Genomic DNA, 26,954 nt, shown 5'->3' on the forward strand with positions numbered 1-26,954 from the left:
CGAGCTCACAAGCCAGCCAGTCGTGCCTGGCCACGGACGGAGAGCTCTTCACGCAGCCGGGCACCCTCCTGGCGCGAGGCCCCGGGGATGACCGCATCGGTGGCCGCGGCGGCGGTCTTGAGCTGCACGGTGCAGAGACCGAAGCGGCGCATGAGCGGACCCGCCTCGATGTCGACGTACTGAAGCCGACCGTAGGGCACCGCGACGACCCGCTGGAAGAGGATCCCTCGCCGGATCAGGAGGTCGTCCTCGCGCTCGTGGTAGCCGATCGAGCGGATGCGCCGCGGGATCAGCAGCAGATCCGCCGCAGCCCAGAGCAGCAGCACCGCGACGACGAGGATCTCGATCCATCCGGGGATGTTGCCGATCACTCCGAGAGCATCCAAGACTATGGGCGTCGCCACTGCTGCCAGGGTGATCACCCATCCGACGATTCCGGTGATGAACTTGACGGTGATGTACCGATCGTCCACCCGGGTCCAGGTGACACCTGTGGGGTCAATGGGTTCCGCGGGCATAGCCCTCCTCTGGTATCGGTCCTGTGCTGCGGCGGGGTCCCCTGCTCTTCGCCCGGTCCCCTTCTGGGGAGTTCTCATCCGGGGGTATGCGGCAGAGCAGCTCCACGACGAATCCTATGATGACCCAGATCGCTCCCCCGGTGATCATCAGTAGGGATGAGATCACGGTAGGCGCCGTGAGCGAGACTGACGGCATCAGATCCATCAGGACTCCCGCATGCCAGCCAGCGATCAGCGCTCCCGCATAGGCGCCTGCCTGACCTGCGGCGACCACTCGGACCGCTTGCAGCGGGTGCAGCCTGCGCGGAGCGCGCGGTGCGCGGAGCCCCTGTTCGGCGGCACGGGCGATCTGGCGCTGGTCCCTGTACACCAGCAGCCCAAGGGTCAGGATGATCGCAGCGATGCCGAGCAGCGTGATCAGTGAGGTGCGCGGAAGCACCGGGGACCCGAGTCCGGCCGATGCCATGAGCATGGTCGCGAACAGGCCGCCGAGCGCGGCGGCGGCGCAGATGATCAGCAGCCACACCGGGCGCAGCCGGCTCATGGTCTCACCACAGCGTTCGTGTGCTCCTCGGCGAGTTCCACTGTGGCGGCGTCTGCGGCCTGAGCGGCGAGCTCGGCCACGGAGGCTCCATCGAGAGTGGCCTGCGGGTCCATCCACATCCAAGGCACCAGCACGAAGCCACGGTGGGCAGCACGCGGATGAGGGATCTGCAGAGAGGGTGTGGAGACGCGCGCGGAAGCGTAGGTGATGATGTCGATGTCCAGCGTGCGCGGGCCCCAGCGGATCTCTCCGTTCTGAGCGCCCCGGGCGCGGTGGTGTTCTGCTTCGACCTGCTGGGTCAGCGCGAGCAGCTCCTGGGGGCTCTTGGTCGTCGCGATCTCGATCACCTGGTTGAGGAAGTCCGGCTGATCCTGCGGCCCGCCGACCGGGCGGGTGCGGGCCAGCGGTGAGGCGGCGAGCACGCGCAGCCCGGCACGGCTGCGCAGCGAGGTCACGGCGGAAGCGAGGGTCGCCGCGGAATCCCCGAGATTCGACCCCAGCGCCAGGATGGCGCGCACCTCGGCACCCCCGGCCGGTGAGTCCAGGTCCGAGCGTGTCCGGCGAGCGGTCACGGAGACATCCTGGAAGCTCTGAGCCAGCGGCGCCTGGGGCTTGTGCACCGTGATCTCGGCGGCGAGCAGGCGTTCGTCGCTGCGCAGGATCTGGCGGGCGAGATGATCCGCCAGCGCCTCGATGAGGTCGAAGGGCTCGCCGGTGATCGCTGCTTCGATCAGCTCGGCGATCTCGACGTAGGAGACGGTGTCCTGCAGCTCATCGCTGCGGCCCGCTGCCCGGAAGTCCAGAGTCAGCTCGGCGTCGATCCGAAAGGGCTGGCCCTCGCGCTTCTCGAAGTCGAAGACACCATGGTGGCCGGTCGCAGTGAGGCCTGTGAGCCGGATGGTGTCGCTGAGGTCGCTCCTGCTGGACATGCCCCTAGCTTCTCAGCTTGGAGATCACTTGCACAGCATCTCGGCTTCCCTGCACGTCGTGGACCCGAACACCCCAGACTCCGGCCTCGGCCGCCACGGCGGAGAGCACGGCCGTGGCCGCGTCCCGCGGATGTGCCGGTCCGGACACTGCAGCGCTGGACACGACCGCACCGGTCTCATCAGCCCCGGATGGGTCTCCTGGGGTGACACCGGTGTCGGGAGTCGAGACCGAGCCGAGGAAGCCCTTCCGAGAGGCCCCGAAGAGCACTCGGTGTCCGAGCCTGACGAAATTCTCCAGGCCGCGGATGAGTTCCCAGTTCTGCTCGTGGGTCTTGGAGAAGCCGATCCCCGGGTCCAGGATGATCTGCTCCCGACGAGCCCCGGCCGCCACATAGCGGTCGCGCAGCCCGGTGAGCTCCGTGATGACGTCCTCGAGCACGGAGTCGTAGCCGGTCAGTGCGCCCATGGTCTGGGAGTCGCCGCGGTTGTGGGTGATCACGATCTGCGCACCGGTCTCGGCGATCAGATCGGGCATCGCAGGGTCGGTGAGCAGTCCGGAGACATCATTGATGATCAGTTCGCGCGGATCCACCCCCGCCTCATCGGCGCATTTCAGTGCGGCCAGCGCCGTCGCGGCGCGGCGGGTGTCCACGGAGACGCGGATGCCGCATCCGAAGAGTTCGCTGAGCACCGGCATGATCCTGCGCTGCTCCTCCTCGATGGCAGTGGGCTGGGCCCCGGGCCGGGTGGATTCCCCACCGACGTCGATGATCTCGGCTCCCTCCTGCGTCATGCGCATCGCCTCGGTTACCGCGGCCACGACGTCGGGCGACCCCGCGCCGTCGTCGAACCGGCCGCCGTCGGAGAAGGAGTCGGGGGTGAGGTTGAGGATCCCCATGATGGAGGTGCGCATCTGACTCTCGCTTCGGCTGGGACTGGGCAACGGGCATGACAAGACAGCCGCGATGGCTGGGATCCCATTATGCCTCTGGGGTGCGCCGATGTACGAGGTCGAGGTGGATCAGCTGGGGCGGCCGTGGAGCATCAGACTCATCGCCTCGGAGCGGGTGGCTGCGTCACGCAGCTGACCGCGCACTGCCGAGGTGATGGTCCGCGCACCGGGCTTGGAGACCCCGCGCATCGACATGCACAGGTGCTCCGCCTCGACGACGACGATGGCCCCGCCCGGGGCCAGGTGCTCCACCAGGGCATCGACCACCTGCGTGGTGAGCTGCTCCTGGACCTGGGGACGCTTGGCGAAGATGTCCACCAGCCGGGCGAGCTTGCTCAGGCCTGTGACCCTGCCCTCCGGGGAGGGGATGTAGCCGATGTGCGCGTGGCCGAAGAACGGCACCAGGTGGTGCTCGCACATGGAGTAGAACGGCACGTCGCGGACCAGCACGAGCTCCTCGTGGCCGATGTCGAAGGTGGTCGACATCAGCTCGGCGGGATCCTCACGGAGGCCCTGGAAGGCCTCCTCATAGGCCCGCGCCACGCGGGACGGGGTGCCCTTGAGGCCGTCGCGCTCCGGATCCTCACCCACGGCGAGGAGGATCTCGCGCACTGCTGCCTCGATGCGGGGCAGGTCGACCGGCTCCGTCAGGTCCGCGGCGGGCCGATCAGCCATCGCTGCGCTCACCGTCGAACTGATACTCGGGGTCCCGCTCGCCTTCGGGCACCACCTCGGAGGTGATCGTGACCGGACGCCCGGGAGAGGACTCCCAGACCTGACGCACCGGACGCTTGACCACATCGGTGAAGATGGCCGCGACCTCGTGGGCGTTGAGCGTCTCCACGCGCAGCAGCTCCTCGGCCAGACGGTCCAGGACATGCCGGTTCTCATGCAGCGCGTGGTACGCCTCGTCGTGCGCCTCGTCGATGATGGCGCGGACCTCCGTGTCGATCACGGCGGCAAGCTCCTCGGAGTACTCCTTGCCGTTGGACATCTCGCGTCCCAGGAACGGGCTGGTGTCCCCGGTGCCGAGCTTCACGGAGCCGATCTTCGCGCTCATGCCGTACTCAGTGACCATCTTGCGCGCCGTATCGGTGGCCTTCTCGATGTCATTCGCCGCGCCCGTGGAGGGGTCCTGGAAGACGATCTCCTCGGCCACCCGGCCGCCCATGGCGTAGGCGATCGTGTCGAGCAGCTCGTTGCGGGTGGTGGAGTACTTGTCCTCCTCGGGCACCACCATGGTGTAGCCCAGGGCGCGTCCGCGCGGGAGGATCGTGATCTTGGTGACGGGCGCTGAGTAGTTCAGCGCGGCCGCCACAAGAGCGTGCCCGCCCTCGTGATAGGCGGTGACTCGACGTTCGTGATCCTTCATCAGGCGGGTGCGCTTCTGCGGTCCGGCCATGACCCGGTCGATGGCCTCGTCGATCGCGCGGTCGTCGATCAGGTCGGCGTTGGACCGGGCGGTGAGCAGGGCGGCCTCGTTGAGGACGTTGGCGAGGTCGGCGCCCGTGTAGCCCGGCGTCTTGCGGGCCACGGCTCTGAGGTCCACGTCATCGACCATCGGTTTGCCCTTGGCGTGGACTTCGAGGATCGCGCGGCGCCCGGCGAAGTCGGGGGCCTCGACGGGGATCTGGCGGTCGAAGCGCCCGGGACGCAGCAGCGCCGGGTCCAGGACGTCGGGACGGTTGGTGGCGGCGATGACGATGATGTTGGTGTTGGCGTCGAAGCCATCCATCTCCACCAGCAGCTGGTTCAGGGTCTGTTCGCGCTCGTCGTTGCCTCCGCCCACGCCGGCGCCCCGCTGGCGGCCCACGGCGTCGATCTCATCGACGAAGATGATGGCCGGAGCGTTCTCCTTGGCCTGTTTGAACAGGTCACGGACGCGGGAGGCGCCCACGCCGACGAACATCTCCACGAAGTCCGAGCCGGAGATGGAGTAGAAGGCGCCGCCGGCCTCGCCCGCCACGGCCTTCGCCAGCAGGGTCTTGCCGGTGCCGGGAGGCCCGTAGAGCAGCACGCCCTTGGGGATCTTGGCGCCGAGGCGCTGGAACTTCTCGGGCTCGGAGAGGAACTCCTTGATCTCGTGGAGCTCTTCGACGGCTTCCTCGGCGCCTGCGACATCGCCGAAGTTGACCTGGGGCATGTCCTTGTCGAACATCTTGGCCTTGGACTTGCCGAACTGCATGACGCGGGAGTTGCCGCCGGACATCCTCCCGATCAGCCAGATGAACAGCAGGGCGATGATCAGGAAGGGGATCATGAAGCCGAGCATGGACAGCAGCCAGTTCGACTGCTCCGGCTCATCGGTGTATCCATCGAGGTCGGCGTCGGAGATCGCGTTGACCACATTCTCGGCGCGGGCGGTGGAGTAGAAGAAGTGGACGACGTCGCCGACCTCTTCGCCGTCCTGCTCATAGGGCGAGCTCAGGTTCAACGTGACCCGTTGGTCCCCGTCCTCGACCTGGGCCTCTTCGACCTCGCCGTCAGCGAGCAGCTCCAGGCCGACATTCGTGTCCACGCGCTGGCCGTTGGCCGAGGAGGAGAACATCATGGGCACGACGAGCAGCAGCAGCACCACTGCCAGGAGAATCCAGAACAGCGGTCCGGTGAAGATCTTCTTGAAGTTCATGCAGCTCCGTCAGACGCAGATGTGCTTAGCCTGTCTAGGGTGCTAGGGCCTCTAAAGGTACTCGGGCCGGGCGGCACGCGGGTAACCGGTCCGGCGACGTTCGCCGCCAGCTCACTGGTAGACGTGCGGAGCCAGGATCCCGACGCAGTCGAGGTTGCGGTACTTCTCGGCGAAATCCAGGCCGTAGCCGACCACGAACTTGTTCGGGATGTCCATGCCGACGTATTTCACGTCGATCTCGACCTTGACCGCTTCCGGCTTGCGCAGCAGGGTGCAGATCTCCAGGGAGGCGGGTCCGCGAGACTCCAGGTTCGTCTTGAGCCAGGACAGGGTCAGCCCGGAGTCGATGATGTCTTCGACGATGAGCACATGTCGGTTCATCAGATCCGCGTCCAGGTCCTTGAGGATGCGCACCACGCCGGACGATTTGGTGCCCGAGCCGTAGGAGGAGACCGCCATCCAGTCCATGGTCACGTGTGACTTCATCGCGCGGGCGAGATCGGCCATCACCATCACCGCGCCCTTGAGCACGCCGACCAGCAGCACGTCCTTGTCTGCGTAGTCGCGATCAATCTGCGCGGCCAGTTCCTTGATCTTCGCGTCGATCTCGTCCTTGGTGTAGAGCACCTCGGTGAGATCTGCACTGACATCCTGAGCGTCCATGGGCGGTGTCCAGCTCCTCGTAGATAAGTCTCGCGTTCCTCAGTTCAGGCGTGGAACGAGGACAAGTTTCCCATAGTCCGGGCTTTCGCGTGTGCCACGGTGCGCGCTCAGGTGTCCCTCGAGCTCCACGGGCCCTGCGGAGCCCTCCGTGACCAGCAGGTTCTCGACCGCGCGGAGGCGTTCGAAAGACGGTGCAGACCCTCCCGCGGCGACGACGGCGAGCGCGATCACCCGGCGGCGGATGGCCGGCGGCGCGCGGTGCAGCGCGGCGAGGTCCATGCGCAGCTGCCCCTCGGCGCCTGGGTCCTCGAGCAGGGCGGCGAAGACCTGTTTGGCCTCCTGCTCCAGATAGGCGGCGTCCTCGGCGGCGATCTGCGCGGTGCGCGCCAGCGACTCGCGGATCGAGCCGCTGAGTTCGGCCTGCAGAAAGGGAAGGATTCGGGTACGCACCCGGGAGCGCAGGTACCGCGGATCCGCGTTGGCCGGGTCCTGCCACGGGGTCAGGCCGGCGTGGGCGCAGATCTCCTCGGTCTCGGCGCGGCTGAGCCCGAGCAGGGGACGACGGAAAGGACCCCGTTCGGCCGGGATCCCTGCCAGGGTGCGGGTGCCGGAGCCGCGGGCCAGGCCCAGCAGCACCTGTTCTGCCTGATCGTCCTGCGTGTGGGCGAGCAGCATCCGGCTGGCACCGGTCTGGGTGAGCGCCTGCTCGAAGGCGCGGTATCGGGCCGTGCGTGCGGCGGCCTCGGGCCCGGTGCCGGAGCTGGGGTCCACGGATGCGGGCAGCGAGATCAGCGGCTCGAGGCCCAGAGCCTCCAGCTGGCGCAGCGCCGTCGTGGTGACGGCTTCACTGTCCGGGTGCAGCTGGTGGTCCACGACGACGGCGCCCACCCGCGCCTGCGCCAGCGGCCCCGAGGTGCGCTGGTGGTGGAAGGCGGCGGCCACCGCGAGCGCCAGCGAGTCGGCGCCCCCAGAACAGGCCACCAGGGTCAGCCCCGCAGGATCGAGCACCGCCTCGACAGCACGGCGGGCGCGATTGAGTGAATCTGGGAAGCGCGGGCTCACACCAGCCCCATGCGCTCGATCCACTCCTGCGGATGGTGCAGCTCGTGCTCGGTGGGCAGATGCTCCGGAGACTCCCAGATGGTGTTGAAGGAGTCCATGCCCACGGCCTCGACGATGTGCCCGACGAACTTCTGGCCGTCGCGGTACTGCGCGGCTTTGAGATCGAGCTGCAGCAGCCTGCGGATGAACTTCTCCAGCGGGGTGCGGGTCTTGCCGCGCGCCTCGAAGCGTCGGCGGATGGTCTTCACGCTGGGCACGATCGAGGAGTCCACCGAGTCCATGATCACGTTGGCATGGCCTTCCAGCAGGCTCATCACGGCTGTCAGATGCGACATGGTCTCGCGGTCTGCAGGGGACTGGATGACTTCGATGAGTCCGCGACCCTTGCGCACCTCGGAGATGATCTCGCCGAGACGCTCACCGAAACCTGTGGCCATCCCCATGGTGGAGGAGCTCAGCTCGGTGATCTTGGACCGGAGATGGTCGGCCAGCCAGGGCGCGGCGGCGAACTGCACCCGGTGGGTCTGCTCATGCAGGCAGACCCAGAGTCGGAAGTCTTCCCTCACTACATTGAGCTCGGTGCTGATCTCCACGATGTTCGGCGCGACCAGGATCAGCCGGTTCTGTCCGAAGGGATCGAACTGGCCCAGCACATTGGCCGAGAGGAAGGAGAGCATGGCGCCGAGCTCTGCTCCGGCGAAGGAGGATCCGAAGACCTGGGCGTTGGAGCCCTCCTTGCCGAGCTCGGGCTTCTGCTCCAGGACGACTCTCAGCGCAGGCGCCAGCAGCTCGCGGAAGCTCTGCACATTCGCCTTGGACCAGGTGGCGCGATCCACGACCAGGGTCTCGGCCGGGTCGGTGCCGAGATTCTCGGCGGCATCCAGACCGGTGATCCGATGGACGTGACCCACTGCCTGCGCGGCGGCACGGCGAAGGGCGTCGACCTCTTCGGTGACCTGTGCGGGGGTGAACCGGGGGCCGGCGGGGGCCAGCTTGGCCGCCGTCGTGCTGGCGATCTCCCAATTGATCATCAGGTCGCCGGCGTGGGCCTCGGAGATGCTGTTCATCGCCCCATCACATCACAACAACCTCGGTGCTGGCGCGAATGCATCTGGTGGGCGATATTCGGGAGGATTCCGGCGCAGAACGCGCAGAAATTCCCGATTACCGCCCACCAGTCGGCCGTGCAGAGGTTCGGTGGGGCTGGATCAGCCCTTGAAGCGCTCGATGGAGCGGGTCAGCTCGGCCTCAGCCTCCGCGCGGGACGCCCAGCCCTCGATCTTGACCCACTTGCCGGGCTCGAGGTCCTTATATCGGGTGAAGAAGTGCTCGATCTCCTTGCGGGTCCACTCGTCGACGTCCTCGAGCTCCTGGATGTGATCGAAACGCTTGTCCTTGGGGACACACAGCAGCTTGGCATCGCCTCCACCGTCATCGGTCATGTTCAGCACGCCGACAGGCCGTGACTCGACGACGACGCCGGGCACCAGATCCACACCGGGGATCCAGACCATGGCATCGAGCGGGTCACCGTCTTCACCGAGGGTCTCGTCGAAGTAGCCATAGTGCGTCGGGTACTGCATGGGGGTGAACAGCACGCGATCGAGGCGGAGACGATGGGTCTCGTGGTCGATCTCGTACTTCACGCGGGAGCCTTCGGGGATTTCGACGGTGACATCGTGAGTCAGGGCCATGGGTTCTCCTCTGATTGTGCGTCAATGGCTGTGCTGGGTCTCGCGTCGGGCTGACCTCAGAGGTCACGCTCGAACGCGTCCTTCTCTGGGCCAAGCGTACACATTCCGACCCCCGGCAGGCTCGGTGTCCGCCGCGCCTGCCATGTGCTGGTTCACCGTGCGGCGTCGCCCGAGAGCTGCACCCCGAGCTGGGCGGCGAGCGTCTTGGCTCCGGCTCGTGCGCGAGCGGCCACCGATCGTTGGCTATGGCCGGATTCGCTGAAGATGCGGTTCACCTGCAGCACCCCCGACACCCGTTGAAGATCGACTCGGCCGAGCATCTCCGTGCCGGAGAGCACCGCCATGACGTAATGCCCGTAGAGCCGCTTGTCCCGGGGGACGTAGGCCTCGAAGGTGTAGTCAAAGCCGAAGATCCGCCGTGCACGGCCGCGATCGCGCAGCAGGGGGTCGAAGGGGCCGATGAGCCGGGCTGCGGATGCCGGGCCGGAGCCGGGCTCTGTGGGCTCGTCCACCGGCATGGCGTCGAGCAGCTCCGGAAGGCAATATGCGGTGTCCTTCCATCCGGCGACCTGCAGCGGCAGCAGCCCCGCGAGCTCGATGCCCCGACCGGCGTCCGCGGCCGAGAGGTGGTAATGGTGGGCGAAGTCCCCGACTGTCATCACCGCCAGCGTGCCCGCCGCCCGGCGGGCGAGCCCGGCGCGCAGCTGCTCCGGGGGCAGATGCGAGGCTTCCCGGACCGGAGTCGGCAGCGCCCGCTCCGGCAGGTCGAAGAGGCGGATGATGCCGTTTCGTGCCGTGATCACCAGGTCTCCGGTGCGCACCATGAGCTCAGCGGTTTTCTTGATCTCGGACCAGTTCCACCCGGTGGTCCGAGATTCCCCCAGTGTCGATTCGATGGCGCCGATCTGCGCGCCCTGCGGCCGCTGCGCGACGACCTCGAGGATCCGTTCACGCATGCGGTGGTCGATCTGGCGCCCGTAGGTCTCACGCACCCGCTCGCGGCGCAGCTGCAGCAGCGGCCAGTCTTCCAGCGGGAACACACAGGCGACCTTGGTGAAGGCCTCGAAGGAGACCGGGGGCTCATGCAGCGGCGCCCCGGCTGGCCAGAGCGAGGAATCGACGTCCTCGGCCCGGGCGCTTCGTGGAAGCCTGGTCAGCGAGGTGAGCCGCTGCGCCGTGGAGACCCGGGTGAGCGGATCCAGCTGGATGAGCCCGATCCCGCGGAGCACCTCGGCCGCCGTGGCGTAGGAGCTGGGGCCGCGAGGGTCCGGAATCCGCTGGGCGTGGAGGACCGCGGCGCGCACCCACTCCAGGGTCACGGGGATTGCACTGAGTTCGGCCATCCCGCGATCCTATCGGCGGTCGCGGCGGGCCTAGGATCCAGGCCCGGCGCCGAGGACGCAGCCAGACACCAGGACTCGCATGTCGACTGTGTGAGGAGCACCTCACACTGCGTACCATGGTGGGCATCACATCACTGCGCCCAATGCGCGCCCACCCTCGGGCAGGTGCACCTCAATGAGGAGGAGAACATGGACGGGATCAATTCCCTGATCATCGCGATCATCGGTGTGGCGATGATGCTCACCGGCTATTTCCTATATTCACGCTTCCTGGCACGGAAGGTCTATAAGCTCAACGCCGAGTTCAAGACCCCCTCCCACCAGTTCAACGACGGCGTGGACTTCGTTCCCACCAATCGTTACGTGCTCTGGGGCCACCACTTCACCTCGGTGGCAGGAGCCGCCCCCATCGTGGGCCCCGCCGTCGCGGTCATCTGGGGCTGGCTCCCGGCGTTCCTCTGGGTCACCTTCGGCACCGTGTTCATCGCGGGCATGCATGACCTCGGCGCGCTCTGGGCCTCCCAGCGCAACCGTGGACAGTCCATCGGCACACTCTCCGGGCGCTATATCAGCGCACGCGGTCGCAACCTGTTCCTGGTCGTGGTCTTCCTGCTGCTGCTCATGGTCGTGGCCGCCTTCGCCGTGGTGATCTCAAACCTGCTGGTCTCACAGCCGGGCTCGGTCATCCCCACCTGGGGCGCGCTGATCGTGGCGCTGCTGGTCGGCCAGGCCATCTACCGGTTCCGGATGAACCTGTTGGCGGTGACGATCGTCGGCGTCGTCGCGCTCTATGCGCTGATCGTGGTGGGCAACTCCTATCCCATCGAGCTGCCGGAGAGCACCTTCGGACTGGCCCCCAACGGGGTCTGGATCATCGTGCTGTTCCTCTACGCCGGCATCGCCTCACTGCTTCCGGTGTGGGTGCTGCTGCAGCCGCGCGACTACATCAACGGAGTGCAGCTGTTCATCGGCCTGGGCATCCTCTACGGCGCCACCCTGATCGCGACGCCGACGATCGTGGCCCCGGCCATCAACACGAACCTTCCCGAGGGAACACCGTCGATGGTGCCGCTGCTGTTCGTGACCATCGCCTGCGGCGCGATCTCAGGCTTCCACGGCACGGTCGCCAGCGGCACGACCTCGAAGCAGCTGGACCGCGAGTCCGATGCCCGATTCGTCGGCTACTTCGGTGCGGTGGGTGAGGGTCTGCTCGCGCTGGGCGCGATCATCGCCACCACCGCCGGCTTCCAGTCGCTGACTCAGTGGGAAGAGGTCTACGCCTCCTTCAACGACAATCCGGTCGGGAACTTCGTGGCCGGCGGCGGGACGATCGTCAATGCCGGTCTGGGCATCCCCGAGGACCTCTCGGCCACCATCCTGGCCACCATGGCCGTGCTCTTCGCGGCCACCACCATGGACACCGGCGTGCGACTGATGCGCTTCGTGGTCCAGGAGATCGGTGAGCTCGCGAAGGTGCGGATCGGGGTGATCGCGGCGACCATCATCGTGATCGTGATCGGTGGCGGTCTCACCTTCTCGCAGGGCGCCGACGGTTCAGGCGGCATGCTGATCTGGCCGCTCTTCGGCACCACCAACCAGCTGTTGGCGGCTCTGACCCTGGGCATCATCGTGGTGATGCTGATGAAGAAGAACCGCCCGTTCCTGCCGGTGCTGATCCCGATGGCCTTCGTGCTCGTGATGAGCTCCTACGCCGCCGTGGTGCAGGTGTTCAGCTTCTTCAACGAGGGACAGTGGCTGCTGTTCACGCTGAACGTGGTCATCATCTTCGCCGCCGTCTGGGTGCTGGCCGAGTGCATCATGTCCATGAAGCGGGCCTGGACCGGAGAGAAGGAGCAGGAGGACGACGTGGCGCTGACCGAGGACGAGAAGCTGCCGCTGCGCTAGATCCAGCCAAGTGACGCTGAATGGAGGGAGCGACGGCGCGCCGTCGCCCCCTCCATCGCTGGTCCAAGCCACCAGGACGGAATGGGGCGATCAGTGGAATGGTTGTCCATCCCATGACTGAGAAGACGGTTCTTCAGCCTGGCCCGAATCACCCCATCCGCGTCACCGCGAGTGCCGAGCATGTGCGCGTCACGGCCGCGGGCGTCACCCTGGCGGACACTCACGCCGCGCTGGTGCTGCGTGAGCACGGATATCCGCCCGCCTACTACCTCCCGCGGGCCGATGTGCAGATGGCGGCGCTTCGGCGCACCGAGCATGAGACCTACTGCCCCTATAAGGGCGAGGCGAGCTACTTCACCGTTCTTGCCGGAGACACGGAGCTCGGCGATGCTGTCTGGAGCTACGAGCACCCCCACGCTGCGGTGGCCGAGATCAAGGACCACCTGGCGTTCTACCCCGACCGGGTCGACGTCGAGGTGACACCAGGCTGACGCGTGTCCGCCCGCTGTCGCCGTCGTCGTCCGAAGGCGGGCCTCAGCCCTTGAGCACCCGCTGCAGCACGCTGACCAGTCCGTCCTGCTCCACAGCGGCGGTAACCTCGTCGGCGGAGTCGATGACCTCTTGAGGGGCCTGCCCCATGGCGACACCGAGGGCGGCCCAGCGCAGCATCTCGATGTCGTTGCGGCCGTCGCCCACGGCGACCGTGTCCTGAACCGGCACCTGGAGGCGTTCGCGCAGCGTCTCCAGCGACGAGCCCTTGGTGACCCCTGCGGCCGCGATGTCCAGCCAGGCCGACCAGCCCACGGAGTAGGTGACGCCGTGGAGGCCGATTCCCTCCACAGCCGCGGTGAAGTCCTCGGCCGTGGAGTCGGTGGAGTTCACGACCAGGCGCACGGCCTCGGCGTCCTTCATCTCCTGAAAGCTGACCCCGCGTGCATCCAGGCCGAAGGACATGTCCTCGAAGCGCTCAGTGGAGAGGAAATCCCCCACTGAGGTCTCGATGGCGTAGCGCGCGCTCGGCAGACGCTCCATCAGCGCGTCCAGCGCCGGGGCGGGATCGAAGATCCGCCGGTCCAGCACCTCATAGCCGTCTTCCAGCGAGGCGTCGATGCGCACCGTCACACCGCCGTTGCTGCAGACAGCGTAGCCGTGCTCGATCCCGAAGGTCTCGACCACCGGCAGAGTGGCGGGCAGCGAGCGACCCGTGGAGACCACCACAGTGTGCCCCTCGGCCACGAGGGAACGTCCGATCTCCTTCACGGCATCGGACATCCGGCCGTCGTGGTGGACGATCGTGCCGTCCACGTCGAGGCAGACCATCTTCTTTCCCTGGGCATGGGCGAAGCTGCCGCCGGAACCGGCCGCCGGGATGGAGAATTCTTCAGAGGCTGTCATTGCAGATGTATTCATTGTCTTCACACTCGCTCGAAAGGGTAACGAACCATTATGCCTTATCGGTCAGTCTCACACCGTCACCGCGCCGCACATGCCCAGGAATAGGCCGGACTATAGCCTTTTGGGTACTGTTGACCTACATGTCACTTTGCGTTTCATTGCTACCGTCCGCCTGGTCCTCAGCTTGGCCGGAGCAGGAGCACGGAGACGCACGGTATTGCGACGCTTCGTAGGAGGCACCACATATGGACACGACGAACTCGGTATCCATCGACGGCGGCGGATACTCAGCGCAGATCAGCCTCCTCGGCGGTCAGCTGCTGCGCCTCAAGCATCACGAGGACGAGCTCGTCGTTCCCGCAGGCGACGCCACTGAAGGAGCCTTCGCGGGGGCCGTCCTTGCCCCCTGGCCCAATCGCACGCAGGGCGGCATGTACTCCTACGACGGTCAGGACTACGCGCTCCCGGTCAACGAAGAGACCACCGGCGCCGCGCTGCATGGTCTGATGGTGGACCTCCCGCTGCGCGTGCAAGCGCGCAAAGACAGCGAGGTTCAGCTGCAGGGGTTTCTGGAGCCTACCGAGGGCTATCCCTTCGGACTCGACATCGTGCTGATCTACCGCGTCTCCGCCGACATCGGACTCTCCGCCACACTGATGGCCCGTTACCACCCGCAGGTGGAGCCTGAGCTGACCGCCGACGAGCTGGCCGACGCCACTGACGCCCCTTCAGCGGAGGACCTCCCGCTGTCCGAGCCGCTGGAACCCGAGGCGTCCCCCGACGCTGATGGGGATTCCGTGGAGATCGACGGCGAACCCGCCGGTGGGGATGATGTCACGGAGACGGATGTGGCAGCTGACCCTGCACAGGAGGATCTGGTGCAGGAAGATCTCGTGCAGAAAGATGCCCCGCAGACCGACACGACGCAGCAGGATCAGGCACAGGCCGACGACGACGTCGCAACTCCTGCCCGGCAGACCGCGCCCTTCGGCGCTGGCTTCCACCCCTACCTGACCGCGGGCGGCGCCTCGCTGAAGGAATGCCGCCTTCGCCTGCCGGCTCGCACGATGCTCAGGACCTCGCCTGATGGCGCTGTCACCGGGCGCGAGACCGTCTCCGGGGACTTCGACCTGACCAACGGACCGCTGCTTGCCGGACGGCGCATCGATCATGCCTTCACCGACCTTCCCCCGGAAGGGTGGACGGCAGAGCTCGTCCACGGCCCGTCGGGATTCGTGGTGCGCATGATCGCCGACTCTCCCTGGGTGCAGGTCTACACCGGCGAGCGCATTGATCGCGCGGGAGTCGCCATCGAGCCGATGAGCTGCCCGCCCAATGCGCTGAACTCCGGAGAGGACCTCGTCCACCTCGCCCCCGGTGAATGGTTCCGCATGGGTTACAGCATCGAAGCCATCCGCGTCGACTGACCCCCCCCCCGGGGTCGAGCGATCTGGGCTCTCCCAGTACGGTCACTCTCCCAGCACGGCCACAGGCGGGATGGGATGTCCGGGGCTCAGAGCGGCAGCGGCACCCACTGCAGCGGGGCGTCCACCACGCAGCGCATGGCGCGCAGCGCTCCGCCGGTGGCTGCCGGTGCGGGCTGCCCGGAGGCGGTGCGCACTCGGAAGGTGCTCCATTGCGCAGAGAGCACCCGGGAGTTGAGCTCCTCCTCGATCCTGGGACTCAGCATCTCCGCCAGCGGCCCGTAGACCCCTCCGAGCACGATGTCGTGGATGTCCAGGAGGTTCATCGCCCCGGCCAGGGCCACGCCGAGCGCCCACCCGGCCCGGTCGATCGCCGCGCAGGCCTTCCGGCCGTCGTCGTCGTCGCGCCGACTCAGCTCCACCAGCTCCTGCGCACTGGCGGTGCGGGCCATTCCGGCGGCCGCAAGCAGCGAACGCTTGCCTGCGTAGGTCTCCAGGCATCCCAGGGCGCCACAGCCGCACTGCGGCCCGTTGGGCTCCACTGAGATGTGTCCGATCTCTCCGGCCCAGCCGTGCTGTCCGACATCGACCACGGATTCGATCACCACTGCGGCGCCGATGCCCATCTGGGCGGAGACGTAGAGGAAGGTCTGTTCCTGCTGGTCTGCGGCGGCCAGTTCCTGGGCCACGGCGAGCGCGGCGAGCTTGGCCTCATTGGCGGCGTGAATGAAGCCGCCGAAGACCTCTCGCTCCTCCCCGACCAGCAGGGAGACCGCGTCCACTCCGCGCCAGCCCAGGTTCGGCGCGAGCACCAGCGAGTGTTCGTCCGCGCCGACCAGACCGGGAAGTGCGAGCACGGTGCCGACGATCGTGGCGCCGCGCTCAGCTGCCGCGCGTGCCACTCGGATGGCCATCGCTCCGGCCTGCGGGAGCACCGCCTCCGGATCGGATCCGCGGAAGTCTCCGTCCAGGGTCTCCTCGGCCAGGACCTCCCCGGTCAGGTCCAGTGCTCGAGCCGCCATGAAGTCCACGCTGATCTCCACTCCCAGACCCGCCAGGGTCGCGCGCGCAGGGTGCAGCGGCACCGCGGGACGGCCGCGGGCGCCACCGCCGACCGAGGGTGATCCCTCGCGGATGATGCGCGCGGCGAGCAGGTCATCGACCAGACGGGAGACGGTGGAGCGCGTCATGCCGGTGCGCAGCGCGAGGTCTGCCCGGGAGAGGGCTACCCCTGCGGAGAAGATCTCTTCGGTCAGCAGCACCAGGTTCGTCTCGCGCAGCGTCTCTTGGCGGGCACCGGGACGCGGGCTGTGTGCGGAGGCTGATCCCTCGCTGCGCGGGGATCGGGCGTAGTCCGCATGGTCGGCTCCGGAGCTGCGGCCGAGGCGTGCCAAAGAGCCGCGAGAGGTCACACCGAAGCCGGTGCTGGGTCTCGGTCCGGCCGTCTTGCTGGAAGTGTCTTGGGTCACGGACTTGATCTTAGCCCCAATTCGATTTAGGTTTCATCTAGAAACAAAATGAGTGCCGGGTCACAGCTTCCCGGTGCACCCCGGAACTATCCCTTGCAGGAGGCCCCCCATGGCATCGACGCCAGCATCTGACTACAAGCTCTCCTTCGGTCTCTGGACCGTCGGTTGGACCGCCCAGGACCAGTTCGGTTCGGCCTCGCGCCCCGAGTTCGAGCCCTGGGAGTACCTGCCCAAGATCAAGGAAGCCGGCGCATCGGGAGTCACCTTCCACGACGACGACGTCGCCCCCTTCGGCACCGACGACTCCGAGCGCGAGAAGTACTTCACCCGCTTCAAGGAGGTCGCTGACGAGGTCGGCCTGAAGGTCGAGATGGTCACCACCAACACCTTCTCCCACCCGGTCTTCAAGGACGGTGGCCTCACCTCCAACGATCGCTCCGTGCGCCGCTTCGGCCTGCGGAAGCTGCTGCGCAACGTCGACCGCGCCGCCGAGTTCGGCGCCGAGACCTTCGTGATGTGGGGCGGCCGTGAAGGCGCCGAGTACGACGGCTCCAAGGACCTCTTCGCAGCCCACGAGCGCTACGCCGAAGGCGTGGACACCATCGCCAGCTACATCAAGGACAAGGGCTATGACCTGCGCATCGCGCTGGAGCCCAAGCCCAACGAGCCCCGCGGCGACATCTTCCTGCCGACCATCGGTCACGCCCTGGGCTTCATCGCGAAGCTCGAGCACGGCGACATCGTCGGACTGAACCCGGAGACCGGCCACGAGCAGATGGCAGGCCTGAACTTCACCCACGGGATCGCCCAGGCACTGTGGGCAGGCAAGCTCTTCCACATCGACCTCAACGGTCAGCGCTCGATCAAGTACGACCAGGACCTGGTCTTCGGTCACGGAGAGCTGGCCTCCGCGTTCTTCACCATCGACCTGCTGGTCAACGGCTTCCCCGGCGGCGGAGCGAAGTACGACGGCTGGCTGCACTTCGACTACAAGCCCTCCCGCACGGACTACGTCCAGGGCATCTGGGATTCCGCGAAGGCCAACGTCGAGATGGTCACCATGCTGGCCGACAAGTCCAAGGCATTCCGCGCGGACCCAGAGGTGCAGGCTGCGCTGAAGGCTTCCGGCGTCTACGAGCTGGGTGAGACCACCCTCGCCGCCGGAGAGTCGCTCACCGACTTCCTCGCCGACACCTCCACCTACGAGAAGTTCGACGTGGACAAGGCCGCCGAGCGCGAATACGGCTTCGTGAACCTGAACCAGCTGGCAATGAAGCACCTGATCGGCTGATCATCAGCTGAGCCTCGTGTCGTGGCCGGTCGCACCAGTGTTCTGGGGCGGCCGGCCACGGCCGTGAGATCCTCTTGAGCATCCCCGACCCACCCCGAGGCGGCCCTGCCGGGCGGCTTCAAGAAAGGAGACTGCGGTGCCCACACTCGTCGCAGGAATAGATTCCTCCACCCAGTCCTGCAAGGTCGTCATCCGCGACGCCGAGACCGGAGCCCTGGTGCGCACCGGCTCCGCGAAGCATCCGGAGGGCACCGAGGTCGCCCCCGCCGCCTGGTGGGACGCCCTGCTCAGCGCCATCGAGTCCGCTGGCGGGCTGGCAGATGTCTCCGCCGCGTCCGTCGGCGGCCAGCAGCACGGGATGGTCGCCTTGGACGCCCACGGTGAGGTCATCCGTGATGCGCTGCTGTGGAACGACACCCGCTCCGCCGATGCGGCTGCAGAGCTGATCAACGAATTCGGCGGAGGTTCCGAGGGCGCGGCCGCGTGGACCTCCATGACCGGCTCGGTGCCGGTGGCCTCACTGACCGTGACGAAGCTGCGCTGGCTGGCCGACGCCGAGCCGGAGAACGCAGGCCGCGTGGCCGCCGTCGCGCTCCCCCATGACTGGCTGACCTGGAAGCTCTCGGGCTCCACCGATCTCAACGAGCTTGCCACGGACCGCTCGGATGCCTCCGGCACCGGATACTTCGACACCGCGGCCGGCACCTATCGCTACGACCTGTTGTCCCGCGCCCTGCGGATCAGCGAAGAGGACGCGAAGGCGATCATCCTCCCCCGGGTCTGCGGCCCGCGTGATCAGGTCGGCACCGGGGACGACTCGCGAGGCTGGGGCCATCTGGTCCTCGGACCGGGGGCTGGCGACAACGCCGCTGCGGCCCTGGGCCTGGGCATGAGCACCGGCGACGTCGCGATCTCCATCGGCACCTCGGGCGTGGTCTCCGCCGTCTCGCCCGAGCCGATCCAGGACCCCTCCGGAATGGTCACCGGCTTCGCCGATGCCACCGGTCAGTTCCTGCCGCTGGCGGTCACGCTCAACGGCTCCCGCGTCATGGACGGCGCCGCCCGGATGCTCGGCGTGGATCACGCCGGACTCGCCGAACTTGCCCTGGCGGCCGAGCCCGGCGCCAATGGGCTGACCCTGGTGCCCTACCTCGAGGGAGAGCGTACGCCGAATCTGCCCTACGCCACCGGTTCCTTCATCGGGCTCACCCTGGCCTCGATGAACCCGCAGGATGTGGCACGCGCCGCCGTGGAGGGTCTGCTCTGCGGACTCGCCGACGGGCTGGAGGCGATGACCTCGCTGGGCGTCCCGGTCCAGTCCATCAAGCTCATCGGTGGGGCTGCCCGCTCCGCAGCGGTTCAGCAGATCGCACCCGCGATCTTCGGCCGCGAGGTGCAGGTGCCCGCTCCCGGCGAGTATGTGGCCGATGGGGCCGCCCGCCAGGCCGCGTGGGTGCTCTCCGGGGACGCAGAAGCGCCCTCCTGGAACACCGTGGAGTCCGAGACCATCAGCGGCACCCCCACTCCCCAGGTGCGCGAGGCCTACGCCGCCCGACGGGCGCTGATCGCCGAGAAACACTGATCCTGACCACAACTGAGCAGGATTGAAGAAGCCCCCGACGCTGCTGCGTCGGGGGCTTCTTCACACCTCGTGGTGGGGTGTGGGCCGGGCTTCAGTCCGGCAGCGAGTCAGCTCACTGTTGCCGGAGTTCTCAGCACGCGCTGGCCCTGGATCTCCCGGACGGCTCCGGTGAGGTGCAGCTCAGCCTGCAGAGGCAGCTCGCCCACGGAGGGGCCGGCGTAGAGATCGATCGCGCCCGGCTCCACGATCCGGCGGTAGTCCACTCCGGTGAACGAGAACCGGTCGGCGTGGACCTCGAAGGTCACGGTGCGGCTCTGGCCCGGGGCCAGCTCCACCTTGGTGTAGCCGAGCAGCTGCCGGACGGGGCGGGCCACAGAGGCGACGCGATCACCGAAGTAGAGCTGCACGACCTCCTCCGTGGGGCGCGCCCCGGTGTTGGTGACCGTCACGCTCACCTGGGCCGTCCCGTCCACCGCGAGCTCTGCGGCGGAGACGGAGAGCTCCGAGTACTCCACGGTGGTGTAGCTGAGACCGTGCCCGAAGGGGTACAGCGGGGTGGGATCAAGGTTGGAGACGCCCTGACTGTTCTGCCCCAGCGGCGCCGCAATGTAGCCGACGGGCTGGCCGCCCGGCTGGGCCGGAACACCGATCGGCAGTCGACCGGTGGGCTCGATGGCGCCGCTGAGCAGGTCCACGATGGCCGGACCTCCCTCTTCGCCGGGGAAGAAGCCCTGCACCACGGCGGCGCAGCGTTCAGCGAGGCCTCCCAGTGCATAGGGGCGCCCTGAGATGACCACGAGCACCACGGGGGTGCCGGTGGCCAGGACGGCCTCCACGAGCTCATGCTGAGCGCCTGGAAGCTTCAGATCCTCCACATCGCAGCCCTCGCCGGAGGTGCCTGCGCCGAACATGCCGGCCAGGTCGCCCACGGTGACCACTGCGATGTCGGCCGCTGCCGCGGACTCCGCGGCGGCTTCGATCTGGCTGTCGTCGTGGGTCACGATCGGTGAGCCGTAGCTGTAGGTGACTTCGGCGTCGGAGTAGGTCTCGCGCAGTGCTTCCAGGACTGAGGGCATCGGCACGCCGATGCCCTTGTGCGGGAAGGTCCCGGCCGGGTACTTCGCCAGCACGTGGTTGGGGAACGAGTAGCAGCCCATCATGGTCCGCGGCTCGTCCGCGGAAGGTCCGACGACGGCGATCCGCTTTCCGGCCTGGGAGGCCGGAGCCAGCGGCAGCACGCCGTCGTTCTTCAGCAGCACCAGTGACTTGGCCGCCACGGTCCGGGCCAGGGTCCGGTTGCTCTCCGAGTCCAGGTTCACGGACTCGTCGATGGTGGGCTCCCAGTCGGCGTCGTCGGTGCCGCGGTCGAGCAGACCGAGCTCAGCCTTCTGCCGCAGCACACGACGCACCGAGGCGTCGAGCACCGACTCCTCGAGCAGTCCGTCGCGGACCTGCTGCGCCAGGGTGCGGAAACCGCCGGTGTGGGGCAGCTCCACGTCGAGCCCGGCAGAGATGGCGAGCCGCGCAGCCTCGGCCTGATCGGCGGCGACGTGATGCATCTTCTCCAGGAAGGCCACGGACCAGTAGTCGGCGACCACGGTGCCTTCGAAGCCCCAGTGCTCGCGCAGCACCTCGGTGAGCAGCCAGTGCGAGGCGGCCGGGGCCTCGCCGTCGATGTCGGCGTAGGAGTTCATCACCGACCCGACCTTGCCCTCGCGGACTGCAAGCTCGAAGGGATAGAAGATCATGTCGATCAGCTCGCGCTTGCCCATGTGCACCGGCGCGTGGTTGCGCGCCGCGCGGGAGGCTGCATAGCCGGCGAAGTGCTTGAGCGTCGCGATGATGCCGCTCGCCTGCAGGCCCTTGACGTAGGCGGTGGCCAGCGTGCCGATCACATAGGGATCCTCACCGATGGTCTCCTCCACTCGGCCCCAGCGGGCATCGCGGACGACATCGAGCACCGGGGAGAGTCCCTGTTGGACGCCGGTGGCGGCCATATCAGCGCCGATCGCAGCGGCCATCTCCTCGATGAGCTCCGGATCGAAGGTGGCTCCCCAAGCCAGCGAGGTCGGGTAGACCGTGGCCTGGTAGGCGGTGTAGCCGGTGAGGCACTCCTCGTGGGCGATCGCGGGGATACCGAAGCGGTTGGCAGCGACCACCGCAGCCTGGCGCTGACGCAGATCGGCGGCGCCTTCGGGCACTGACAGGGCCACGGTGCCGTAGGTGCGGGTCAGGTGACCTTCGCCGTCGAGGATCTCGGATTCGAACGGAAGCTTGCCCGCGGACATCGCGTCCTCCATGGGTGCGACCTCACCCTGAGTGTCCGGATCCTCGCGCATCTCCCAGTGGGAGCCGAGCTGGGAGACCTTCTCCTCCAGTGTCATCTCCGCCAGCAGCGCGTCTGCGCGCTTCTCTGCTGAGAGGGAGGTGTCGTTCCATGGGCCGGTGATTCGTTCGGGGGTCTGCTTGCTCACGTATGAACTCCTTGGGTTGTTTCAGCGACGATGAGGCATTGGCATGGCAAAGCCGCCGCATCGGAGCTGGTGGACAGCTTCGATGCGGCGGCGCCGAGGGTCAGGCGTTGATGCCGATTCTCACTTGCCGAAGCCAGCGGTCAGACCCGCCACGATGTGGCGGCGAGCGAAGATGTAGGCGACGAGCAGCGGCAGAGCCGAGAGCACGACGGCTGCCAGGGTTGCTGGAACGTCGATGCCGAACTGGCCGCTGTACTCCCACAGGGAGAGCGGCAGCACACGCACTTCGCTGCTCTGGGTGAGCACCAGCGGGAACAGGAAGCTGTTCCAGACCTGCAGGGCCTGGTAGATGCCCACGGTCATCAACGCCGGCTTCGCCATCGGAAGCACCAGCGAGGTGAGGATCCGCCACTCCCCGGCGCCGTCGACCTTCATGGACTCGAAGAGCTCGGCTGGGATGTCGCGCACGAAGTTCACGATGATCAGCACGCTCAGCGGGATCGCGAACGCGATCTGCGGCAGGATCAGCGCCCAGAGGGTGTCATAGAGACCCAGCTGCTGGATCAGGTAGTACACGGGGATGATCGTTGCCTGCACCGGGATCGCGATGCCGAGCAGGATGATCTGGAACAGGCGCTTGCCGCCCAAGGTGGTGGAACGAGTGATGTAGTACGCCGCCATCACCGAGGCCGAGAGCACCACGGCCACGGTGGCGAGCGTGACGATGACCGAGTTGGTGAAGTAGTGCAGGAAGTCGTTCTGCAGCACCTTGATGAACGGCGCGATCGTCGGGTTCGTGGAGGGCAGCAGCTGGTTGTTCGCCCGGAGATCCTCACTCGTGCGGAACGAGGTGATGACGATGTAGTAGATGGGGAGGATGATCACGGCCAGCCAGATCCAGCCGCCGAGCCCACCGAGGATGTTCAGCTTCTCGCCCGGAGCGCCGGTGCGCCGGACCTTGTTCTGCTTGATGTTGCCGCGGTCTGCGCCGGCAGTCTCCGGAGTGATCGCCCGGTCCGACTTCGCGTCCGGGGTGACTGGTTCGCTGCTTGTGGTGTGGGTCATCATGCGCCTGCCTTGTCGCTGTCCATCTTGGAGGAGCCCGAAAGGACGTTCAGCAAGAGGGAGAGGGTCAGTCCGATTGCTACGAGGATCACCGCGATGACCGAGGCGTAGCCGAGGTTGTATGAGGCGAATCCGGTGACGTACATGTCCAGCGGCAGGATGCGCACTGCATCTGCAGGCTGTCCGCCGGTCAGCACGTAGATCAGGTCGAAGTAGGTCAGCGAGCCGACCAGCATCAGCGTGGAAGAGGTGATGATGGTGTAGCGCAGCTGGGGCAGCGTGATCGAGAAGAACTGCCGCAGACGACCTGCGCCGTCGATGGTGGCGGCCTCGTACATGGACTGGGGTATCTGGCGCACGCCTGCCTGGTAGAGCAGACCGTGGAACGGCACGAAGCACCAGCCGACCACGAAGATCATCACCCACATGACCAGGTCGGAGTTCGCCAGCCAGTCGTTGGGAAGCCATTCGAAGGGCAGCGCTGCCGAGAGGCCGTAGTTCGGGGAGAACAACGACTGGAAGGTCAGGCCGACGGCCACCGAGGAGAAGAGCAGCGGCAGGAAGTACAGGACCGCGAGAAGGGCGCGGTAGCGCTGCTGGCCTGCCATGAAGACGCCCAGAAGCAGCGCGACAGGGGCCTGGAAGAGATATGAACCGATGACGAACGTGACCGTCAGGCCGAGTGCCGTCCAGGTGAACGGGCGATCGAAGAGCACCGCCTCCCAGTTGGTCAGGCCGACCCACTCGGGCGATCCCAGCACGTTCCACTCCATGAAGGAGATGACGACCACTCCGATGAGTGGGATCAGGGCGAATATACCGAAGAACGCGACAGCGGGCAGCGCCATCAGGAACGAGGGTCCCTTATGACCAAGCCCGGTCGTCTTGCTTCGAGAAGCGGTTTCAGTCATGAGCTCGATTCAGATTCTTGTTGTCGGTGCAAGGCAAACGGTCCGGGGCGACCAGTAGCGGCCGCCCCGAACCGTATGTGGGGTTGTTACAGCGCGTTCATCGCGTCGACGAACTCCTGCGGAGTCATCTCCCCGCGGAGAATTCCGGACAGGTTGTCCGTCAGCGGCTGCGCCACGTTGGATGCAACTGCCTGGTCCCAGGAGAGCTGGAAGTGGTTGGCGTCGCCGACCAGCTGGCTGGAGAACTCCAGGAAGTCCGCGTCTTCAGTGGCAGCGATCTCCTCTTCGATGTCATTGAGCGGCGGCAGCGATCCGGCCTCGAGCATCGCGTCCACTGTCTCTTCGTTGTAGAGGTTCTCGCTGATGTAATCCATCGCGATCTGCTGCTCCTCCTCCGAGGCGTCAGCCGAGACCGACCAGAAGTTGGCCGGGTTGCCGACGATGTTCGAGGGATCACCCGCCCCGTCTTCCAGAGTCGGGAAGGAGGTGAAGCCGAAGTTGCCGGAATCGGCGAACTCTGGGAAGTCCTGGTTGATGGTGGCGTAGACCCACGAGCCCTGCAGCAGCATGGCTGCCTCACCGTCAGCCAGCAGCTGAGCATCTTCGTTCTGGTCTGCGGTCACGGAGTTGTAGCTCTCGATGAAGCCGCCGTTCTCGCCCAGGTCCTGCATGGTCTCCAGTGCGAAGAGAATGGACTCGTTGTCCCATGCGCCCTCTTCACCCTCGACCACTGCCTGGAACGCCTCTTCGCCGCCGTGGCGATCGGTGAGGTACTGCAGCCACATCAGCGCGGGCCAGACGGAGCCGCCAGCCAGGGAGAAGGGCGCGACATCATTCTCGTTGAAGACCTCGATGGCCTCCTCGACGTCTTCCCAGGTCTCCGGAACCTCGAGGCCGACCTCGTCGAAGACCTCCTGGTTGTAATACATGACCACGGGCTGGACGTCGTTCAGCGGAACGGCGTAGGTGCTGCCATCGACCTGGCCGTTCTGCCAGACCGAGTCGAAGACGCGCTCTTCGAGGTCACCGGTCTCGCCGGTGAGGTCCACGACGGCATCCTGCTCGGCGTATTCCAGCAGCGCGCCGCCGGTCCAGGACATGATCAGTGTGGGGGCCTCGCCGGAGCCGACCGCGGTGCGGATCTGGCCCTTGTAGGAATCGTTCTCGATGCCCTCGACGTCGATCTGTGCGTCTTCGTTGGATTCGTTCCAACGGTTGAAGTCTTCTTCGATGGCGGGCCAGCCGCCGCCGGTCAGGATCCATGCGTTGGCGTCTGCGTCTCCGCCTCCACCGCCGTTGTCTCCTCCGCCGCAGGCGGAGATCGCCATCAGCGAGGTGACTCCGAGGCCTGCTGCTGCCATACGAGTTGCTTTACGCATCGTCGCGCGTCCTTTCTCATCAGTGCGAGCTCCAGCGCTGTACCGGTACAGGGCCGAGGCTTCCCCGCGTCCCGGATCGGCCGGGTGGGGGTGCTCAGCGGTACAGAGCCGCAGTCCGAACCAGATCCGGGTCTGAAGCCCGAGTGGACCTGGAACAGACTGTGATCTGGATTTCGTCTTGCCGTAAGACTAAATAGCCGATCAGTGTGTGTCAAGACACAACTCATGACCGACGTCACACTTGCGTCTCATGGTGAAACTTAACTCGCAGCAGGTCTGTTCGGGGGCGGACGCCCGACACAGACGTAAGGCCTGGTCACCAGCCATCTCCTGCCGGTGCCCAGGCCTCACAGCCGTTGAACAGCCCTCGATTACTCGCTGGCCTGGGCTTCATTCATGTTTGTCGCAAACTCCTCAGGCGTGATCTCGCCGCGGAACACCTGGGAGAGGCTCTGCAGCAGAACCTGCACCTGCGCAGGATCGACAGCCTGATCCCAGGACAGCTGGAAGCTGGGGGCCTCTGTCACGGTTTCGTAGGTGAAGTTGAGGAACTCGGGATCCTCGGTCTCTGCAATTTTCTCCTCGAGCCCCGTCAGCGGAGGGATGTTTCCGGTCTCCAACATGCCGTCGACATACTCGTCGTTGAACAGCCAGTCAGAGAGGTAGTCCACCGCTGCCTGCTGCTCGCCTTCGGAGGCATTGGCTGAGACCGACCAGAAGTTGGCTGGATTGCCGACGATGTTCGCGGGGTCACCTTCCCCGCCCTCGATCTCAGGGAAGGTGGTCACACCGAGATTGCCGGTCTCCATGAAGTCGGGGCTCTCCTCCAGCAGACGCGAGTAGACCCATGACCCCTGCAGGACCATAGCCGCCTTGCCGTCCGCCACCAGGTGGGCGTCCTCGTTGTTGTCAGCCACCACCGAGGCGAATCCTGGGTCGAAGGCCCCCGCCTCCACAAGCTCCTGACAACGTTCCAGCGCCTCGATGATGGCCGGGTGCGACCAGGCATCTTCCTCGCCCTCCACCACGGCCTGGAACGCCTCCGGACCTCCGATGCGGTCGGTCAAGTACGAGGCCCACATCAGCAGGGGCCAATTGGAGCCTCCGGCGAGGGCGAAGGGATGGACGCCTTGCTCATTGAACACCTCCACCGCTTCAAGGGTCTCTTCCCAGGTGGTCGGCACCTCGATGCCAGCCTCGTCGAAGACGGCCTGGTTGTAGTACATGACAACGGGCTGCACGTTGTTCATCGGTACGGCGTAGGTGGAACCATCCACCTCACCGTTGGCGACCACCGATTCGATCAGCCGACCTCGCAGCTCCTCGGTCTCTTCGGTGATGTCGGTGACGTAGTCACCTTCCACGTACTCCAGCAGTCCTCCGCCGGTCCAGCCCACGATCAACGTGGGTGCTTCCCCCGAACCCACGGCCTGGCGAATGCGGTCCTTATAGATGTCGTTGGCGAAGCTCTCAACGGCGAAGGCCTGGTCGGGATTCTCTTCGTTCCATGCCTCGAAGTCCTCCTCCACCTCGTTCCAGACGCCACCGTTGAGGACCCAGGCGGTTGGCTCCTCGCCCTCTGAGCCGCCGCCGTCCCCACCTCCGCATGCGGACACGCTCAGGAGCGCACCTGCCGCGATCACGGCCGTGCTGAGTCTTGCTTTTCTTTCCCACATATCGATCGTTCCTTTCCTCATCAATTGCGATGTGCTTGCGGTACGAGTG

The 26,954-nt window shown here is 66.5% G+C and carries 23 protein-coding genes; 5 read left to right on the forward strand and 18 right to left on the reverse strand.

What is annotated here, in order from left to right:
• Nucleotides 1–5: 5 nt before the first annotated feature.
• From IY716_RS07465 to IY716_RS07515, 11 genes are all read right to left on the reverse strand, one after another.
• Nucleotides 6–518 (reverse strand): PH domain-containing protein, encoded by a 513-nt coding sequence (locus IY716_RS07465; protein WP_218220927.1) that lies wholly within the window; start codon nucleotides 516–518, stop codon nucleotides 6–8.
• Nucleotides 499–1,062 carry a DUF3180 domain-containing protein gene (locus tag IY716_RS07470; RefSeq protein ID WP_218220928.1) on the reverse strand — a complete coding sequence of 188 codons (564 nt, stop codon included), beginning with the start codon at nucleotides 1,060–1,062 and terminating at the stop codon, nucleotides 499–501. Before IY716_RS07470 ends, IY716_RS07465 begins: the two co-directional genes overlap by 20 nt.
• On the reverse strand, nucleotides 1,059–1,991 hold the full coding sequence (folK, locus tag IY716_RS07475; RefSeq protein ID WP_218220929.1) for a 2-amino-4-hydroxy-6-hydroxymethyldihydropteridine diphosphokinase: 933 nt from the start codon (nucleotides 1,989–1,991) through the stop codon (nucleotides 1,059–1,061). Before folK ends, IY716_RS07470 begins: the two co-directional genes overlap by 4 nt.
• A 4-nt stretch (nucleotides 1,992–1,995) precedes the next feature.
• Complete coding sequence (gene folP, locus IY716_RS07480; RefSeq protein WP_218220930.1) at nucleotides 1,996–2,904, reverse strand: dihydropteroate synthase; 909 nt, start codon at nucleotides 2,902–2,904, stop codon at nucleotides 1,996–1,998.
• A gap of 108 nt (nucleotides 2,905–3,012) precedes the next feature.
• Nucleotides 3,013–3,618, reverse strand: a complete 606-nt coding sequence (gene folE / locus IY716_RS07485) for a GTP cyclohydrolase I FolE (protein ID WP_218220931.1) — start codon at nucleotides 3,616–3,618, stop codon at nucleotides 3,013–3,015.
• On the reverse strand, nucleotides 3,611–5,572 hold the full coding sequence (ftsH, locus tag IY716_RS07490; protein ID WP_218220932.1) for an ATP-dependent zinc metalloprotease FtsH: 1,962 nt from the start codon (nucleotides 5,570–5,572) through the stop codon (nucleotides 3,611–3,613). The genes folE and ftsH overlap by 8 nt, the downstream gene beginning before the upstream one ends.
• Before the next feature lie 111 nt (nucleotides 5,573–5,683).
• Nucleotides 5,684–6,235, reverse strand: coding sequence for a hypoxanthine phosphoribosyltransferase (hpt, locus tag IY716_RS07495; protein WP_192591529.1), 552 nt, complete (start codon nucleotides 6,233–6,235; stop codon nucleotides 5,684–5,686).
• 39 nt (nucleotides 6,236–6,274) lie between these two features.
• A complete protein-coding gene (tilS, locus tag IY716_RS07500; protein ID WP_369699628.1) occupies nucleotides 6,275–7,297 on the reverse strand; it encodes a tRNA lysidine(34) synthetase TilS in 1,023 nt (340 codons plus the stop codon).
• Nucleotides 7,294–8,364, reverse strand: coding sequence for a zinc-dependent metalloprotease (locus IY716_RS07505; protein ID WP_218220933.1), 1,071 nt, complete (start codon nucleotides 8,362–8,364; stop codon nucleotides 7,294–7,296). Before IY716_RS07505 ends, tilS begins: the two co-directional genes overlap by 4 nt.
• Nucleotides 8,365–8,505: 141 nt before the next feature.
• Complete coding sequence (locus tag IY716_RS07510; protein ID WP_218221464.1) at nucleotides 8,506–8,985, reverse strand: inorganic diphosphatase; 480 nt, start codon at nucleotides 8,983–8,985, stop codon at nucleotides 8,506–8,508.
• Nucleotides 8,986–9,143: 158 nt separating this feature from the next.
• The gene (locus tag IY716_RS07515) at nucleotides 9,144–10,334 is read right to left on the reverse strand and encodes a DNA glycosylase AlkZ-like family protein (protein ID WP_218220934.1); all 1,191 of its coding nucleotides are present in this window, start codon (nucleotides 10,332–10,334) and stop codon (nucleotides 9,144–9,146) included.
• A 198-nt stretch (nucleotides 10,335–10,532) separates the two neighbouring features.
• Between IY716_RS07515 and IY716_RS07520 the strand changes: the two genes are divergently transcribed.
• Both IY716_RS07520 and IY716_RS07525 read left to right on the forward strand, forming a co-directional pair.
• Nucleotides 10,533–12,239 carry a carbon starvation protein A gene (locus IY716_RS07520; protein WP_218221465.1) on the forward strand — a complete coding sequence of 569 codons (1,707 nt, stop codon included), beginning with the start codon at nucleotides 10,533–10,535 and terminating at the stop codon, nucleotides 12,237–12,239.
• A gap of 113 nt (nucleotides 12,240–12,352) precedes the next feature.
• On the forward strand, nucleotides 12,353–12,730 hold the full coding sequence (locus tag IY716_RS07525; protein ID WP_218220935.1) for a DUF427 domain-containing protein: 378 nt from the start codon (nucleotides 12,353–12,355) through the stop codon (nucleotides 12,728–12,730).
• A 43-nt stretch (nucleotides 12,731–12,773) separates the two neighbouring features.
• Here IY716_RS07525 and IY716_RS07530 read toward each other — a convergent pair whose 3' ends face one another.
• Nucleotides 12,774–13,634, reverse strand: a complete 861-nt coding sequence (locus IY716_RS07530) for an HAD family hydrolase (protein ID WP_255316465.1) — start codon at nucleotides 13,632–13,634, stop codon at nucleotides 12,774–12,776.
• Between the two features lie 245 nt (nucleotides 13,635–13,879).
• Between IY716_RS07530 and IY716_RS07535 the strand changes: the two genes are divergently transcribed.
• Nucleotides 13,880–15,061, forward strand: coding sequence for a hypothetical protein (locus tag IY716_RS07535; RefSeq protein WP_218220936.1), 1,182 nt, complete (start codon nucleotides 13,880–13,882; stop codon nucleotides 15,059–15,061).
• An 86-nt stretch (nucleotides 15,062–15,147) separates the two neighbouring features.
• Here the strand turns inward: IY716_RS07535 and IY716_RS07540 are convergent, their stop codons facing one another.
• On the reverse strand, nucleotides 15,148–16,527 hold the full coding sequence (locus tag IY716_RS07540) for an ROK family transcriptional regulator (RefSeq protein WP_218220937.1): 1,380 nt from the start codon (nucleotides 16,525–16,527) through the stop codon (nucleotides 15,148–15,150).
• 109 nt (nucleotides 16,528–16,636) lie between these two features.
• Between IY716_RS07540 and xylA the strand changes: the two genes are divergently transcribed.
• Nucleotides 16,637–17,818: a xylose isomerase gene (gene xylA / locus IY716_RS07545; protein WP_218220938.1), complete on the forward strand. Its 1,182-nt coding sequence runs from the start codon at nucleotides 16,637–16,639 to the stop codon at nucleotides 17,816–17,818.
• A 136-nt stretch (nucleotides 17,819–17,954) separates the two neighbouring features.
• The gene (xylB, locus tag IY716_RS07550) at nucleotides 17,955–19,400 is read left to right on the forward strand and encodes a xylulokinase (protein ID WP_218220939.1); all 1,446 of its coding nucleotides are present in this window, start codon (nucleotides 17,955–17,957) and stop codon (nucleotides 19,398–19,400) included.
• A gap of 107 nt (nucleotides 19,401–19,507) precedes the next feature.
• Here xylB and IY716_RS07555 read toward each other — a convergent pair whose 3' ends face one another.
• The 5 genes from IY716_RS07555 to IY716_RS07575 all read right to left on the reverse strand — a co-directional run bounded on the left by IY716_RS07555 (nucleotide 19,508) and on the right by IY716_RS07575 (nucleotide 26,845).
• Complete coding sequence (locus IY716_RS07555) at nucleotides 19,508–21,874, reverse strand: glycoside hydrolase family 3 N-terminal domain-containing protein (RefSeq protein ID WP_218220940.1); 2,367 nt, start codon at nucleotides 21,872–21,874, stop codon at nucleotides 19,508–19,510.
• 120 nt (nucleotides 21,875–21,994) lie between these two features.
• A complete protein-coding gene (locus IY716_RS07560) occupies nucleotides 21,995–22,939 on the reverse strand; it encodes a carbohydrate ABC transporter permease (RefSeq protein WP_218220941.1) in 945 nt (314 codons plus the stop codon).
• Complete coding sequence (locus IY716_RS07565) at nucleotides 22,939–23,850, reverse strand: carbohydrate ABC transporter permease (RefSeq protein ID WP_218220942.1); 912 nt, start codon at nucleotides 23,848–23,850, stop codon at nucleotides 22,939–22,941. The genes IY716_RS07560 and IY716_RS07565 overlap by 1 nt, the downstream gene beginning before the upstream one ends.
• Nucleotides 23,851–23,936: 86 nt before the next feature.
• The gene (locus tag IY716_RS07570) at nucleotides 23,937–25,229 is read right to left on the reverse strand and encodes an extracellular solute-binding protein (RefSeq protein WP_218220943.1); all 1,293 of its coding nucleotides are present in this window, start codon (nucleotides 25,227–25,229) and stop codon (nucleotides 23,937–23,939) included.
• A 371-nt stretch (nucleotides 25,230–25,600) separates the two neighbouring features.
• Nucleotides 25,601–26,845, reverse strand: coding sequence for an extracellular solute-binding protein (locus IY716_RS07575; RefSeq protein WP_369699629.1), 1,245 nt, complete (start codon nucleotides 26,843–26,845; stop codon nucleotides 25,601–25,603).
• Nucleotides 26,846–26,954 lie beyond the last annotated feature (109 nt).

The organism is Nesterenkonia sp. Act20, from assembly GCF_019173455.1.
Taxonomy (GTDB): domain Bacteria; phylum Actinomycetota; class Actinomycetes; order Actinomycetales; family Micrococcaceae; genus Nesterenkonia.

Coding starts and splice junctions, on each gene's coding strand:
- IY716_RS07525 (WP_218220935.1), top strand. CDS start 12,353: ATGACTGAGAAGACGGTTCTTCAGCCTGGCCCGAATCACCCCATCCGC.
- ftsH (WP_218220932.1), bottom strand. CDS start 5,572: ATGAACTTCAAGAAGATCTTCACCGGACCGCTGTTCTGGATTCTCCTG.
- folK (WP_218220929.1), bottom strand. CDS start 1,991: ATGTCCAGCAGGAGCGACCTCAGCGACACCATCCGGCTCACAGGCCTC.
- IY716_RS07530 (WP_255316465.1), bottom strand. CDS start 13,634: ATGACAGCCTCTGAAGAATTCTCCATCCCGGCGGCCGGTTCCGGCGGC.
- hpt (WP_192591529.1), bottom strand. CDS start 6,235: ATGGACGCTCAGGATGTCAGTGCAGATCTCACCGAGGTGCTCTACACC.
- xylA (WP_218220938.1), top strand. CDS start 16,637: ATGGCATCGACGCCAGCATCTGACTACAAGCTCTCCTTCGGTCTCTGG.
- IY716_RS07505 (WP_218220933.1), bottom strand. CDS start 8,364: ATGAACAGCATCTCCGAGGCCCACGCCGGCGACCTGATGATCAATTGG.
- IY716_RS07570 (WP_218220943.1), bottom strand. CDS start 25,229: ATGCGTAAAGCAACTCGTATGGCAGCAGCAGGCCTCGGAGTCACCTCG.
- IY716_RS07515 (WP_218220934.1), bottom strand. CDS start 10,334: ATGGCCGAACTCAGTGCAATCCCCGTGACCCTGGAGTGGGTGCGCGCC.
- folP (WP_218220930.1), bottom strand. CDS start 2,904: ATGCGCACCTCCATCATGGGGATCCTCAACCTCACCCCCGACTCCTTC.
- IY716_RS07465 (WP_218220927.1), bottom strand. CDS start 518: ATGCCCGCGGAACCCATTGACCCCACAGGTGTCACCTGGACCCGGGTG.
- IY716_RS07470 (WP_218220928.1), bottom strand. CDS start 1,062: ATGAGCCGGCTGCGCCCGGTGTGGCTGCTGATCATCTGCGCCGCCGCC.
- IY716_RS07560 (WP_218220941.1), bottom strand. CDS start 22,939: ATGACCCACACCACAAGCAGCGAACCAGTCACCCCGGACGCGAAGTCG.
- folE (WP_218220931.1), bottom strand. CDS start 3,618: ATGGCTGATCGGCCCGCCGCGGACCTGACGGAGCCGGTCGACCTGCCC.
- IY716_RS07565 (WP_218220942.1), bottom strand. CDS start 23,850: ATGACTGAAACCGCTTCTCGAAGCAAGACGACCGGGCTTGGTCATAAG.
- IY716_RS07535 (WP_218220936.1), top strand. CDS start 13,880: ATGGACACGACGAACTCGGTATCCATCGACGGCGGCGGATACTCAGCG.